Annotated in this window: 13 protein-coding genes; 5 read left to right on the top strand and 8 right to left on the bottom strand. The window is 62.0% G+C overall.

The genetic code is table 11. From position 1 onward, the window contains the following. Positions 1-75 precede the first annotated feature (75 nt). The 4 genes from aspS to C9427_RS00695 all read right to left on the bottom strand — a co-directional run bounded on the left by aspS (position 76) and on the right by C9427_RS00695 (position 5172). Complete coding sequence (gene aspS / locus C9427_RS00710; RefSeq protein ID WP_107647328.1) at positions 76-1872, bottom strand: aspartate--tRNA ligase; 1797 nt, start codon at positions 1870-1872, stop codon at positions 76-78. Positions 1873-2098: 226 nt separating this feature from the next. After that, positions 2099-2926, bottom strand: a complete 828-nt coding sequence (locus C9427_RS00705) for a carbohydrate ABC transporter permease (protein ID WP_208636326.1) — start codon at positions 2924-2926, stop codon at positions 2099-2101. A gap of 16 nt (positions 2927-2942) precedes the next feature. Then, positions 2943-3815 carry a carbohydrate ABC transporter permease gene (locus tag C9427_RS00700; protein ID WP_245436953.1) on the bottom strand — a complete coding sequence of 291 codons (873 nt, stop codon included), beginning with the start codon at positions 3813-3815 and terminating at the stop codon, positions 2943-2945. An 88-nt stretch (positions 3816-3903) separates the two neighbouring features. Continuing rightward, positions 3904-5172 carry an ABC transporter substrate-binding protein gene (locus C9427_RS00695; protein WP_107647547.1) on the bottom strand — a complete coding sequence of 423 codons (1269 nt, stop codon included), beginning with the start codon at positions 5170-5172 and terminating at the stop codon, positions 3904-3906. Between the two features lie 212 nt (positions 5173-5384). Between C9427_RS00695 and C9427_RS00690 the strand changes: the two genes are divergently transcribed. Both C9427_RS00690 and rnd read left to right on the top strand, forming a co-directional pair. Then, positions 5385-6632, top strand: coding sequence for an MFS transporter (locus C9427_RS00690; protein ID WP_107647325.1), 1248 nt, complete (start codon positions 5385-5387; stop codon positions 6630-6632). Positions 6633-6705: 73 nt separating this feature from the next. Beyond that, positions 6706-7857: a ribonuclease D gene (rnd, locus tag C9427_RS00685; protein ID WP_107647324.1), complete on the top strand. Its 1152-nt coding sequence runs from the start codon at positions 6706-6708 to the stop codon at positions 7855-7857. A gap of 6 nt (positions 7858-7863) precedes the next feature. On the opposite strand, the gene C9427_RS00680 is transcribed toward rnd, so the two are convergent. Genes C9427_RS00680 through guaB form a run of 3 tightly spaced genes read right to left on the bottom strand, consistent with a single transcriptional unit; the run spans position 7864 to position 10385 of the window. Then, positions 7864-8283 (bottom strand): MAPEG family protein, encoded by a 420-nt coding sequence (locus C9427_RS00680; RefSeq protein WP_107647323.1) that lies wholly within the window; start codon positions 8281-8283, stop codon positions 7864-7866. Positions 8284-8311: 28 nt separating this feature from the next. Beyond that, positions 8312-8851: a hypothetical protein gene (locus C9427_RS00675; protein ID WP_167434202.1), complete on the bottom strand. Its 540-nt coding sequence runs from the start codon at positions 8849-8851 to the stop codon at positions 8312-8314. Between the two features lie 31 nt (positions 8852-8882). Next, positions 8883-10385, bottom strand: a complete 1503-nt coding sequence (gene guaB, locus C9427_RS00670) for an IMP dehydrogenase (protein ID WP_097574171.1) — start codon at positions 10383-10385, stop codon at positions 8883-8885. Here guaB and C9427_RS00665 point away from each other — a divergent pair. Then, complete coding sequence (locus C9427_RS00665; RefSeq protein WP_146172478.1) at positions 10372-10638, top strand: hypothetical protein; 267 nt, start codon at positions 10372-10374, stop codon at positions 10636-10638. The two genes, guaB and C9427_RS00665, sit on opposite strands and share 14 nt — an antisense overlap. 773 nt (positions 10639-11411) lie before the next feature. Continuing rightward, positions 11412-11543 (top strand): hypothetical protein, encoded by a 132-nt coding sequence (locus C9427_RS35195; protein ID WP_280954146.1) that lies wholly within the window; start codon positions 11412-11414, stop codon positions 11541-11543. A 156-nt stretch (positions 11544-11699) separates the two neighbouring features. Here C9427_RS35195 and C9427_RS33990 read toward each other — a convergent pair whose 3' ends face one another. Further along, complete coding sequence (locus C9427_RS33990; protein WP_167434201.1) at positions 11700-11855, bottom strand: hypothetical protein; 156 nt, start codon at positions 11853-11855, stop codon at positions 11700-11702. A 474-nt stretch (positions 11856-12329) separates the two neighbouring features. Here C9427_RS33990 and C9427_RS00660 point away from each other — a divergent pair, with 474 nt between their 5' ends. Then, positions 12330-13751, top strand: a complete 1422-nt coding sequence (locus C9427_RS00660) for an MFS transporter (RefSeq protein WP_107647320.1) — start codon at positions 12330-12332, stop codon at positions 13749-13751. Positions 13752-13767: the final 16 nt, after the last annotated feature.

Genomic DNA, 13767 nt, shown 5'->3' with positions numbered 1-13767 from the left:
AACATTGGGATACGAAAAGCCCGGCATCGCTGCCGGGCTTTTTCATGAATCAATAGAATCGGTTGCGGGAGGTTTTTAAGCCTCTTTCTTGCTCGCCACGACACGCAGCGACAGCTCGCGAAGCTGCTGCGGGGTAGCTTCCGACGGAGCATTCATCAGGAGGTCGTAGGCCTGCTGGTTCATCGGGAACATGGTCACTTCGCGCAGGTTTTTGGCGCCGACCAGAAGCATGACGACGCGGTCGATTCCGGCCGCCATGCCGCCATGCGGCGGCGCGCCATACTGGAACGCGCGGTAGAGGCCGCCGAAACGCTCCTCCACCGTTTCGCGATCCAGCCCGACGGTCTCGAACGCCTTGACCATGGTCTCGGGCAGATGGTTGCGGATGCCGCCAGAGGCGATCTCGAAACCGTTGCAGACCATGTCGTACTGGAATGCCTTGATGCCGAGCAGATCCTCGCCTTTGAGCGCCTCGATGCCGCCCTGCGGCATGGAGAACGGATTGTGGGCGAAATCGATCTTCTTCTCCTCCTCGTTCCATTCGAAGAACGGGAAGTCGACGATCCAGCACAGTTCGAAACGCTCGCGGTCGACAAGGTTCAACTCCTCGCCGGCGCGGGTGCGTGCCGCCCCAGCGAAGGAGACGAATTTCTTCGGATCGCCGGCGACGAAGAAGGCAGCATCGCCATCGGCAAGGCCAAGCTGCAGGCGGATCGCCTCGGTGCGCTCCTCGCCGATGTTCTTGGCAAGCGGCCCGGCGCCTTCGAGCTTTTCGCCTTCCTTGCGCCAGAAGATGTAGCCCAGCCCCGGCTGGCCCTCGCCTTGCGCCCAGGAGTTCATGCGGTCGCAGAAGGCGCGGCTGCCGCCGGTTTTTGCGGGGATGGCCCAGACTTCAGCCTTCGGGTCGTTGGCCAGGATGTTGGCGAACACCTTGAAACCGGAATCGCGGAAATGATCGGAGACCGCCTGCATCTCGATCGGATTGCGCAGGTCCGGCTTGTCGGTGCCGTATTTGCGCATGGCCACATCGTAAGGAATGCGCTGGAATTCCTGCGTCACCGGCTTGCCGTTGGCGAAAGTCTCGAAGACCCCGCGCATGACCGGTTCCATCGTCGACAGCACGTCGTCCTGCTCGACGAAGCTCATTTCGAGGTCAAGCTGGTAAAACTCGCCGGGCAGACGATCGGCGCGCGGATCCTCGTCGCGGAAGCACGGCGCGATCTGGAAATAGCGGTCGAAGCCAGACACCATGATCAGCTGCTTGTACTGCTGCGGCGCCTGCGGCAACGCGTAGAAAGTGCCGGGATGGATGCGCGACGGCACGAGGAAGTCGCGCGCTCCCTCAGGCGAAGACGCGGTCAGGATCGGCGTCGAGAATTCGGTGAAGCCGACCTCGCCCATGCGCTTGCGCATCTCGGCGATGATCTTTGTCCGCGCCACGATATTCTTGTGCAGCGTCTCACGACGCAGGTCGAGGAAGCGGTATTTGAGGCGGATGTCCTCGGGATAATCAGGCTCGCCGAACACCGGCAGCGGCAATTCCCTGGCCGCCGACAGCACTTCGATCTCACGGGCGAAAATCTCGATCTCGCCGGTCGGCAGGTTTGCGTTCACCGTGTCGGCCAGGCGCGCCTTGACCTCGCCGTCGACGCGGATCACCCATTCGCCACGCACGGTTTCGGCGACCTTGAAGGCCGGCGAATCCGGATCGGCGACGATCTGGGTCAAGCCATAATGGTCGCGCAGGTCGATGAAAAGCAGACCGCCGTGGTCGCGCACGCGATGCACCCAGCCCGACAGGCGGACGGAAGAGCCGACATCGCTCTTCCTCAACTGGGCACAGGTATGGCTGCGGTAACGATGCATTGTCATTGCTAAGTCCGGATGCTGGGTTGCGGCCGAGGCATGATGGCCCGGCCCGAAATTTGCGCGAAAAGCACATGAGAGGCCGGCTTTGTCAAGGCAGGCGGCGCTTAAGCGGCATCTCAGTTTGAACTTCGGCCTCGACCGGAAGACCATGGTCGCCCTTTCCAACGCCGGCCTTCATGCTACGGCCAAAGTCGAGCCATGCGGTGCGCCCGATGAGGCGTATCCCACCTCATCCCTTGACTCCGCCCGCGGTGAGGCCGGCGACGATCTTGCGCTGGAAGATGAGGACGAGGACGACAAGCGGCACGGTGACGATCACCGATGCGGCCATGATGTTGCCCCAGGGGATCTCGAACTGTGAGCTGCCGGAGAGCAGCGCGATCGCCACAGGCACGGTTCGCTGCTCGTTGTTGGAGGTGAACGTCAGAGCGAACAGGAACTCGTTCCATGCGCCGATGAAGGCGAGAAGCCCGGTGGTCGCCAGTGCCGGCCACATCAGCGGCAGGAAAACGCGTGTGATGATGATCCAGGGTGTCGCGCCGTCGAGGATCGCCGCCTCCTCGAGCTCCGCCGGCAGGTCGCGAACGAAGGCGGTTAGCACCCAGACGGTGAACGGCAGGGTGAAGATCATATAGGAGAAGATCAGCGCGACGAGCGAGTTGTAGAGGCCAAGCGTCCTGATCAGTTCGAAAAGGCCGGCAAGCAGCGCCACTTGCGGGAACATCGAGACGGACAGGATGATGAAAAGCAGGGCTGAGCGGCCCCGAAAGCGGATGCGCGCAAGGGCATAGGCGGCGGTGACGCCGAGGAATAGCGAAATGATGACGACGGCGCTGGAGACGAACAGCGAGTTCAACAGGTTGCACAGGAACGTCCCTTCGGTGAAGACGCTCCTGTAGTTGCTGAAGCTGATCATCTTCGGCCAATAGTCGACCTCAAACAGCGCTGTCCCTGATTTCAGGCTGGTGATGATGGCGTAGTAGAACGGGAACACCGCGACGAGGACGATGACGGCGACGAGCAGGTAGAAGGCGGCGCGCTTGACGATCCACATGATCAATAGTCCCACATGATCAATACTCCTTGTCCAGTCTCACCCGGCCGAACCGCAAAACGAGCATGGTCGACAGCGCGAGGATGACGAAGAGCAGTGTCGAGGCGGCGGAGCCGTAGGCGAACTTGTCGAATTCGAACAGGTTCTCGCGGGCAAATACCGACATCGACTTGGTGTGGACGTTGTTGGGCGTGAGCACGTAGATCAGGTCGAAGATGCGCAGGGCGTCGAGGCCGCGGAAGATGACCGCCACCATCAGCGCCGGCCGGACGAGCGGCAAGGTGACCTTCCAGAAAACCTTCCACGGGCTGACGCCATCGAGCCTGGCGACCTCGTAGATTTCCTGCGGCAGCATCTGCAAGGCAGCGAGGATGAGCAGCGCCATGAATGGCGTCGTCTTCCAGATATCGACGATGAGGATGGCGACCATCGCCGTATCGGCGCTGGCCGTCCAGGCGACCTTCGTGCTGATCAAGCCAAGCCTGAGAAGGGCGTCGTTGATGATGCCGAACTGGTCGTTGAGCATCCACTGCCACATCTTCGCCGAGACGATGGTCGGGATCGCCCAGGGAATGAGGATCGCGGCGCGCACGATGCCGCGGCCGCGGAACTCGGCGTTGAGCGCCAGCGCGACTATCATGCCGAGGACCGTCTCGCAGGTCACCGAAATCACTGCGAAGCGCACCGTGTTCCAGACGGCGCGCCACCAGACCGGGTCGGCGAGCAGGCCCTCATGGATGACCCGCCCGCTCGGCATTTGCAGGACCGAGAAATAGTTGGCGAAGCCAACCCAGCGACGGGCTTCGAGGTCGGCGAGCGAGGCATCGGTGAAGCTGAAATAGATCGTACGCAGAAGTGGCCAGCCGGCGACGGCGGCGAGCACAATGAGCATCGGGGCAAGGAACAGCCATGCCGAGCGCGCGCGCTGACGCGTCAGCAACGAGCTTTGGCGCGGTGAGGTCACCATGTGGCGCCCGAGGTCACCAGGCTGTGCCCTTGAGCCTGGTCAAGGAGAACTCTAAATCGGCAAGGTTGTCGGCAGCCGTGCCCTCGCCGGACAGGGTGTTGTGGACCGCGGTCCAGAACTTGCTCGATGCCTCATTATACCTGCTCTTGGCCTGAGCCGAGGGACGTGGCACCGCATTGAGAACGACGCCCTTCCAGCGCGGAATGACCGGCTGCGCACTGGCAATGTCGGCATCTTCGTAGAGCGCCTGGATGGTCGGCAGATATGCCCCCTTCAAGGCGCGGTACTTCTGCATTTGAGGAGAGGCTATCCATTTGACCAGCTCGATCGCTGCGTCCGGGTTCTTGGAATATCTGGAAACCGCGAGGTTCCAGCCACCAAGCGTTGCTGCAGGGCGCGCGCCCTCACCAGACCCGGGCGGCAGGGTCGTCACCTCGAATTTGCCCTTGATGGGGGAGCCTTGGCTATTGCCAAGCGCATAGGCGTAGGGCCAGTTGCGCATGAAGACGGCGTTGCCGGTTTGCCAGACCCCGCGCGACTCTTCTTCCTGGTAGGCCAGAACGCCGGGAGGCGAGATGGTTCCCACCCAGCTCCTGGCCATTTCGAGAGCAGCGGCTGCTTGCGGATTGTTGATGGAGATGGTGCCGTCCGGCTCGACAATCTGGCCGCCGCCATTCGACTTGATCCATTCGAGCGCATCGCAGGTCAGCCCTTCATAAGCGTTGCCCTGGAAGACGAAGCCCCACATGTCCTTGTTGCCGGCCTCTCGTTCCTTGTCCATGATCAGCCTGGCGGTGCCGGCGAGTTCGGCCCAGGTCGTGGGGACCTTGGCGCCATATTTGTCGAGAAGGTCCTTGCGGTAGTAGAGCGCCGGAGCGTCGGTGAAAATCGGCAAGGCGACGAGTTTGCCATCGACGGTCTGCGATTGGATGATCGATGGGAAATGGGCGCCAACGACATCCTTGGTCGCTCCGGTCAGATCAACGAGCTGCTTTGCAAGCTGCGGGGCCCAGATGATGTCCGTCTGATAGACGTCGATGTCGCTGCTTCCAGCGGCGAGCCAGAGCCTGAATTGGCCGAACTGGTCCGTCCCCGAGGGCGGCACCGGAACGACTGTGACCTTGTTGCCGGTCTTCTTCTCGTATTGATCGAGTATCTGGCGAAGGATCCTCTGGCCGTTGCCGGTATCGCCCGACACGATGGCGAGGTCGACGGCCCGCGCCGGGTTTGCCGCCAGGACAGCGCCGACAACAAGCGCAAGAAGTGCGTGGCGAAACGTCATGACGGCGGGCTCCCCTTGGAATTTCAGGCCGAGCGACAGAACACAGACAAGCCCGGCACCTTCCTCGGCGCATTCGCCCCCTTCCCTTGAACTGCAAAGATACGCCTTGGGTTCCCAGCCAAAGTTTCCGGCCAATGCCGGTGGCAATTGCCGCTGGCATTGGTGGGAGCGATGGTCCAGAAAGGATCAACGAAAAGTGATTGCCTTCCTTCATGTCCTCCATCCGCCCGCTGATCCCGCTCCTCATTGCCGCCGGCATCCTGCTGGGCGGCAATGGCCTGCAGAGCACGCTGATCGCGCTGCGCGGCGCGCAGGAAGGGTTTCCCGCCTCGACCATCGGGCTGATGGGCACATTCTACTTCGCCGGCTTCCTGCTCGGCTGCCTCGCCGTCACCCGCATCATGAAGGCGGTCGGCCATGTGCGCGCCTTTTCAGCGCTGGCGGCGATTGCGTCGGCCGGCACGCTGCTCCTGGTGCTGGTCATCGACCCGGTCATGTGGTGCGCGGTGCGCTTTGCCGGCGGCTTCTGCTTTGCCGGCCTGTTCACCATCATGGAAGCCTGGCTCAATTCCGGGGTCGCCAACAAGGATCGCGCACGCGTGCTGGCGATCTACCGGATGGTCGACATCGGTTCGGTTACCGGCGCGCAGTTCCTGATCCCGATCTTCGGCGCCGGCGGCTTCGCCATCTTCGCCATCATGTCGATCATGATCACGCTCTCGCTGGTGCCGGTGTCGCTCGGCGACCGCTCCAATCCCGCCGCTCCCGAAAACGTCAAGCTCGACCTGGCACGGGTCTGGCGGATTTCGCCGCTCGGCTGCTTCGGCTGCATCGCCGTCGGGGTCACCAACAGCGCCTTCCGCACTTTGTCGCCGGTCTATGCCGAGCAGATCGGCATGTCGGTTGCCGACGTCGTCACCTTTGTCAGTGTCGGCATCTTCGGCGGCGCCATCATCCAGTACCCGCTCGGCTATCTTTCCGACCGCTGGGACCGGCGCTCGGTGCTGTTGGTGACAACGTGCTGCGCAATGTTTGCCGCACTTGCGCTGGGGTTCTTGGCGGGGAGCAACCCGTTCCTCAATTTCCTGATCGTTTTCATCTTCGGCTGCTTCGCCATGCCGCTCTACTCGCTGTCGGCGGCGCATTCCAACGACCGCGCCGACAAGGGCGAGTTCGTGCTGATCAACGCGGCGCTGATGCTGTTCTATTCCTTCGGCGCCATTGGCGGCCCGCTCGCCGCGTCGACGGCGATGCAATATTTCGGCCCAAGCGCCCTGTTCGTGTTCTGCGCTGTCGTCTACGTGGTCTTCATTGTCGTCATTCTCTATCGGATGCAGGTGCGATCCGGCGTGCCGGTGGGCCATCGCAGCCGTTTCATCGCACTTTTGCGGACATCGACAATTTTCGCCCGGCTGGCCAAGCGCAACGATGATTCCGACGGACCTACGAAGCACCGATGATGGTGCTGCGGCTTGACGAAAGCCCGCGCGGCTGAAATTGAAGGACACCTTGCCCCTTGTTAAAAGCGATTTGATGCACGTCATCACCACCCAAAAAGAACTCGAAACCGTTCTTGCCGCGTTCGAAAAGTCGGACTTCGTCACTGTCGACACCGAATTCATCCGCGAAACCACCTTCTGGCCGATCCTCTGCCTGATCCAGATGGCGGCGCCAGGCGTGACGGCGCTGATCGATCCTTTGTCGCCGGACATCGACCTGAAGCCGTTCTTCAGACTGATGGCCAATGAGGCGGTCGTCAAAGTCTTCCATGCGGCGCGCCAGGACATCGAAATCATCGTCCATCTCGGCGATCTGGTTCCGCATCCCGTGTTCGACACCCAGGTGGCGGCGATGGTCTGCGGCTTCGGCGACAGCGTCTCCTACGACCAGCTTGTGCAGCGGGTCACCGGGGCGCGGCTCGACAAATCCTCGCGTTTCACCGATTGGCGTCACCGCCCGCTTTCCGACAAGCAGCTCGACTATGCGCTTGCCGACGTCACCCACCTGATCGAGGTCTACCAGCATCTCAGCGCCGAGCTTGAGCGGGAAAACCGCGCCCATTGGCTGAACGAGGAAATGGAGGTGCTGACCTCGCGCGAAACCTATGACCCGCATCCCGAGGATGCCTGGAAGCGGCTGAAGATGCGGCTGCGCAAGCCGCAGGAGCTTGCGATCGTGCAGGCGGTAGCGGCCTGGCGAGAGCGGGAAGCGCGCGAACGCGACGTGCCGCGCGGCCGGGTGCTCAAGGACGACGCCATCTACGAGATCGCGCAGCAGGCGCCGCGCGATGCGGCGGCGCTCGGCAAGCTGCGCACCACGCCGAAGGGCTGGGAGCGGTCGGCGACGGCAACGGCGCTGCTTGGCACGGTTAACAGCGCGCTTGCCTTGCCCAGGGAAGATATGCCGAAGCTGCCGAAGAGTTTTCAGCCGCCCGAAGGCTCCAATGCCGCAGCGGAATTGCTGAAAGTGCTTTTGCGGATCGTCGCCGAAAAGGAGGGCGTCGCCTCGAAGGTGCTGGCCTCCAGCGACGACATCGACCGTATCGCCGCCGAGGGCGAGGCCGCCGACGTGCCGGCCTTGCAAGGCTGGCGGCGGGCCGTGTTCGGCGAGGTGGCGCTCAAGCTGGTGCGCGGCGAGATCGGCATCAAGTTCGACAAGCGCAAGATCGCGGTGTTCGACCTGTAGCCCGGTTCAGACGACCGCCAGCAGGTGGAGCGCGAACCATATCCATGCCAGCAAGAGAACCACCGCGCCGAAGGAGAAAACACGGCTGCGGAAGCGCAGATTGTTGGTGGTCAGGTGAACCCAGGCGTGGGCGTAGCGCGAAGCGACGAAAATCCACATCAAGGCCAGCGTCAGGTAGTTGACGCCATTGGTCTGGTGCAGCGCCAGGCACAGGACGTAGAAGAGCACCGGCAGTTCGAACTGGTTGCTGAGGTTGTTGGCAACGGTGACGCTGGATGCCGGTTCGGTGGAACGGGTCTTGAACTGGCCGGCCTTGGCCTCGCCTGACCTCACCGCGCCGTATCTGCGGCGGCCTATCACGAGATAGACGATGTAGACCAGAAGCACCTGCGCCAAGACAGGCCAGAAGATCGCGGTCTGGTTCAAGAAGCCCCTCCGCCCTTGCTATCCCATCTCAAGGCCGTTTCTGGCCCGCCAGCGTGAAAGCCGCAATGACGATCACGGGTATCGCCAAAAGCGCGAATTTGGTGACGGTCAGCGCCGAGGCGAAAGACAGCGAATCCGGATTGGCCGACAGGAAATCGGACAACAGCCGCGCCACTGCTATGTTCTGCGCATAATCGGCAAGCGTGTATGGCAACACCAGGACAACCGCAAGCAAGCACTGCAGCTGCGCCGGCATTGCCCGGAAATTCTTCAGCCGCCGTCCGGTGGCGAGGATCAGGCTGACCATGGTCACCGACAGCAGCGCCGGGAACAGAAGGTCGAAGGTGAGATAGTGCCAGACCAGGATGATCTCACCGCCGCGCCGGCCGAGCGCCGTCAGCCAGGCCATGCCCTCGTCCGGTGTGAAACCGGCAAAGCGCATGTCGAGCGACGGCAGGCCGCCACTGAGGCTGCGGAAATAGAAGAATTCCAGCACCGTCATGACGACGAAAACCGCCGCGGATGCAAAACACAGCGCCGCGGCGTGGCGTGACAGCCGCAGGATCATTGCCGTCAGGCTCCGCCCGACGGCATTCCGATCAAATTCCGCCGGGATAATTCGGGCTTTCGCGGGTAATCGTGACGTCATGGGCGTGGCTTTCACGAAGTCCGGCGTTGGATATGCGAACAAAAGTGGCGCGGTCGCGGAAATCGGCAAGGTCGCGGCCGCCGACATAACCCATAGCGGCTTTCAGGCCGCCTGCAAGCTGGTGCAGCACGCCGGACACGGGTCCCTTGTAGGGAACCTGCCCTTCGATGCCCTCGGGAACCAGTTTCAGCGTGTCGCGCACCTCGGCCTGGAAGTAGCGATCGGCCGAACCGCGGGCCATGGCGCCAACCGAGCCCATGCCGCGATAGGCCTTGAAGGAGCGGCCCTGGTGCAGATAGACCTCGCCAGGGCTCTCGTCGGTGCCGGCCAGCAGCGAACCGATCATGGCGGCGCTGGCGCCGGCGGCGAGCGCCTTGGCCAGATCGCCGGAATATTTGATGCCGCCATCGGCGATGACCGAGACACCCGATTTATGCGCCGTCTCGACCGCCGACATGATCGCCGAGAGCTGCGGCATGCCGACACCGGCAACGATACGGGTGGTGCAGATGGAGCCCGGCCCGATTCCAACCTTGACGGCGTCGGCGCCGGCGTCGATCAGCGCCAGCGTGCCTTCTGATGTGGCGACGTTGCCAGCCAGGATGCGGACGGAATTGGACAGTTTCTTGGCGCGCGTCACCGCGTCGAGCACGCGCTGCGAGTGGCCATGCGCGGTGTCGATCACCAGAAGGTCGACGCCGGCATCGATGAGGCGCTCGGCGCGCTCGAAGCCGTCATCGCCGACGCTGGTGGCGGCCGCGGCGCGTAGCCGCCCCTGCGCATCCTTGGTGGCGTGCGGATTGAGCTGCGACTTCTCGATGTCCTTGACGGTGATCAGGCCGACGCAATTGCCTGATTTGTCGACGACAACCAGCTTTTCGATGCGGTGCTGGTGGAGCAGGCGCTTGGCCTCGTCCTGGTCGACATTCTCCTTGACCGTGATCAGCTTGTCGCGGGTCATCAATTCGTAGACCTTCTGCGCCGGATCGGAGGCGAAGCGCACGTCGCGGTTGGTCAGGATGCCGACCAGCCGGCCGACCGTGTGGCCGCCGGCGCCGCCATTCTCGACCACGGGGATGCCTGAAATCGAGTAGGTGCGCATCAGCGCCAGCGCGTCGGCGAGCGTGGCGTCCGGGCCGATGGTAACGGGGTTGACCACCATGCCGGATTCGAATTTCTTGACCTGCCGCACCTGCTCGGCCTGTTCGGCCGGCGTAAAGTTGCGATGGATGACGCCGATGCCGCCGGCCTGGGCCATGGCGATCGCAAGTCGCGCCTCGGTGACCGTATCCATGGCGGCCGACAGGATCGGTACGTTGAGGTCGATGTCGCCGGCAATGCGGGTGCGGATGTCGGTCTCGCCGGGCATGACCTCGGAATGACCGGGCTGCAACAGCACGTCGTCAAATGTCAGCGCCAGTGCGCCCGTGGACGTTTCGATGATTTTTGCCATGGCCAGCCCTTGGTGTACAAAAGTGCGGGGGAATACAAAAAAGCGCTGGACCGGAATGGACAGCGCCGACTCGTTTCTTCCCTTTCAGGATTGGCGCTGGCTCGTAACACGTCCCGTGGCCGATGAAAAGCCGATGATTGCAGATGGCCCAAACTATGGGGTTTGGCCTGATAGCCGCCACCAATTCGTCAGTGGGACCAAGGTAGATTGGGTTGAACAAGATCAGTGGGAAATGATGCAGCATGAGTCTTGAGGTGCTACATGCCGCACGTCTTGCCCGTGTAGAAAACAGGGGTTGTCACGGCGTTTTGTCACGTTGTCACGGCGTTTTGTCACGTTGTCACGGCGTCATGGGGTACGTTCTACTCGACGTATTTTATACACCCCCTTTAATTTGAATTATATTTAACCCCCATGACACCCAATGTTTGATAGCGGCCCAACCACGAAACGCCGTGACGAGATCGTGACAACGCCCTGACAGCACCAAAACGGCATCAAAATGGCCCGATTTGAGGCCGCATCGCCACACGCCCCCTGTGGCAAACGATAGGAACGAAACGATGAACGAGGACGTAGATCCTCAGTACTTTAACGCGGCCGCAATAGTCGTCGCACACTTGGACCTACCAGCGGACTGGTGACGTCGATCAGCGCAACATGACACCCGCGCGGCGATGCATCTCGCCCGGCAATCGCCGCAACTTATGGCCCGACATTATGAACCGTGCCCTGCCAGCGCGCGAGACCTAGCAAATGCGCCGCAATATCTGTTTGCGATAAACGTGTCCCCGATTGCGCCCTCGCCCGCATTCACGGAAACGTGATCGGTGCATTCATGCCCGTTCATTCCGTTCGTTCCCGTTGGTTCCACTTCATTCCAGTTCATGCCGTTTGTTCCGCATTCTTCTCCGGGAACAAAGGGGGGTACCCCTGTTGGCATGGCGCCTGATGCCTGCGTCTATCTTTGCAGTTCCTTTTAGAACTTTTCTCAATGGCGAGATTTGTCTTGAAAGGAACGCTCCCATGATAATCACCCTCGATCTTGGCCAGGTGCTCACCCTGACCGCAAGCGTGTTCGGCGTCGTCGCCGGTCTGATCGCGATTGCCCGCTTCTTGAAATGGTGGTGGCACAAGCCACTGGACCCGGGCGAGTGATCGACATCTTCGCAGGCGCTGAAGGGCTCTTGACGGGCTCAATGGGTGCCCGAATGGGAACCGCGCCTCGGGCGAGTCCTACGACCGTTGCGCTGCAAGGGCCTGCGCACCTAGCTGGACGATTGAGGTTGAATTATTCAAGGGCCGCAACGTACTTCATTGCATCCCCCCGTCGTCGGCCGTCGACTGATTCTCCGAGGCGATCTTTGCTGCCTCAGCCGACTGCTCGGGTGTCGGGTTCGTGTAGGTCGTACAGGCTGCGAGCGTCGTGATGATGGCGCACAGAATGAGAGTGCGAAGCTTTGTGTCCATGTTGATTCCCCTCGTTCGTTCTGCCGAGGACGTTTTGACATATTGCTGCCGCGACGATGAAAACCCGCGTCCTCATAAAAAGAAGATATCACGATGGCGCGCCAAGGGTCGCGGCTAAAACACGAATTTTTGGAGCTGAAGAACTAACTGATCCCGAAAACCGTTCGACCGTCTCGATAATCGCCTTCGCCAATGCCTCGCCTTCGTGGATCGGCCCGCACCTTGGGGCGAACGTTATGGGAGATTGGCAGACGCAAACCGTCGCAAATGTGGGACGCCATCTGTTTGGTGTGAACAGTCTGCGATGGCCCAAACTATGGGGTTTGGCCGAAATGACACCACCAAGGGTAGCGATCGCACAAAAGTAACAGCAATTTAATGCGACATCCGAACCGAGCCGTGATAACCGCCCGTCATGCCGGCTCGCCCCCAAGCCTGGCCCCTAGAATCGCGAAGACAAATCAGGGCGTTCCCTTGAACCGCATCATCCCGCTTATCCTGGCGGTCGCTCTTTTCATGGAGAACATGGATTCGACCGTGATAGCGACATCGCTGCCGGCGATTGCCGTCGATATCCACACCAGCCCGATCGCGCTGAAGCTGGCGCTGACGGCCTATCTGGTGTCGCTGGCGATCTTCATTCCGATCAGCGGCTGGATGGCCGACCGCTTCGGCGCCAAGAATGTGTTTCGCGCCGCAATCGCCGTCTTCATCGTCGGTTCGATCGCCTGCGCCTTCTCCAATTCGCTTCCGGCCTTCGTGGTGTCGCGCTTCCTGCAAGGCATTGGCGGCGCCATGATGACGCCTGTGGGACGCCTGGTGCTGGTGCGCGCCACGCCGAAAAGCGAACTCGTCGCCGCAATGTCCTGGCTGACCGTGCCGGCACTGGTCGGCCCACTCGTCGGGCCGCCGGTCGGCGGCTTCATCACCACCTATTTCACCTGGCACTGGATCTTCCTGATCAACGTGCCGATCGGCCTGATGGGCATCTGGCTCGCCACCCGCTTCCTGCCGGAAACAGATGCCATGGAGACCCCGCCGCTCGATTTCACCGGTTTCGTGCTGAGTGGGCTTGCGGCATCGGGGGTCGTCTTCGGTCTTTCCGTGGTCAGCCTGCCCGCTTTGCCGCCGATGGCCGGCCTCATCACCGTGGCGGTCGGCCTGGTGTCGGGTGCGCTCTACCTCCTGCATGCCCGGCGCGCCGCAAACCCGCTGCTGGCGCTGGAGTTGTTCCGCAACCAGGTGTTCCGTTCGTCCGTGCTTGGCGGCTCGCTGTTTCGCATCGGCATCGGCGCGGTGCCGTTCTTGCTCCCGCTGATGTTCCAGATCGGCTTCGGGCTGACGCCATTCCAGTCGGGCATGATCACCTTCGTCTCGGCGATCGGCGCCATCGGCATGAAGCTTGTCACCGCGCTGATCTTCCGGCTCGCCGGATTCCGCCGTGTACTGATCTGGGGTTCGCTGATCGCCGCCGGGTCGATCGCCATCTACGGCCTCTTCACCCCCGAAACGCCCTATGCGCTGATGCTTGCCATATTGCTGGTCGGCGGCTTCATCCGCTCGATGTTCTTCACCGGCGTCAACGCGCTCTCCTATGCCGAGGTGTCGGCCGAAGATACCAGCAAGGCAACGCCGATCACGGCGGTGTTCCAGCAATTGTCGATCGCGCTCGGCGTGGCGCTGGCCGGCGGCATACTGGAAGTGTCGACGTCGATCCATGGCGGACCGCTGCGGCTGGCCGACTTCCACATCGCCTTCTTCATCGTGGCGGCGGTGTCAGCGGCGGCATCGCTGACTTTCATGCGGCTGGCGCCCGACGCCGGCAACGCCGTTTCGGGTCATGGCAGGCTGACGACGCCCAAGACGCTGGAGCCGGTGAGCCCGCCTGGGAGTTGATTTTTTCGACGCCGGC

This window comes from Mesorhizobium helmanticense (genome assembly GCF_003034915.1).
GTDB lineage: Bacteria > Pseudomonadota > Alphaproteobacteria > Rhizobiales > Rhizobiaceae > Mesorhizobium > Mesorhizobium helmanticense.
This window is presented reverse-complemented; position numbering and strand designations above follow the sequence as displayed.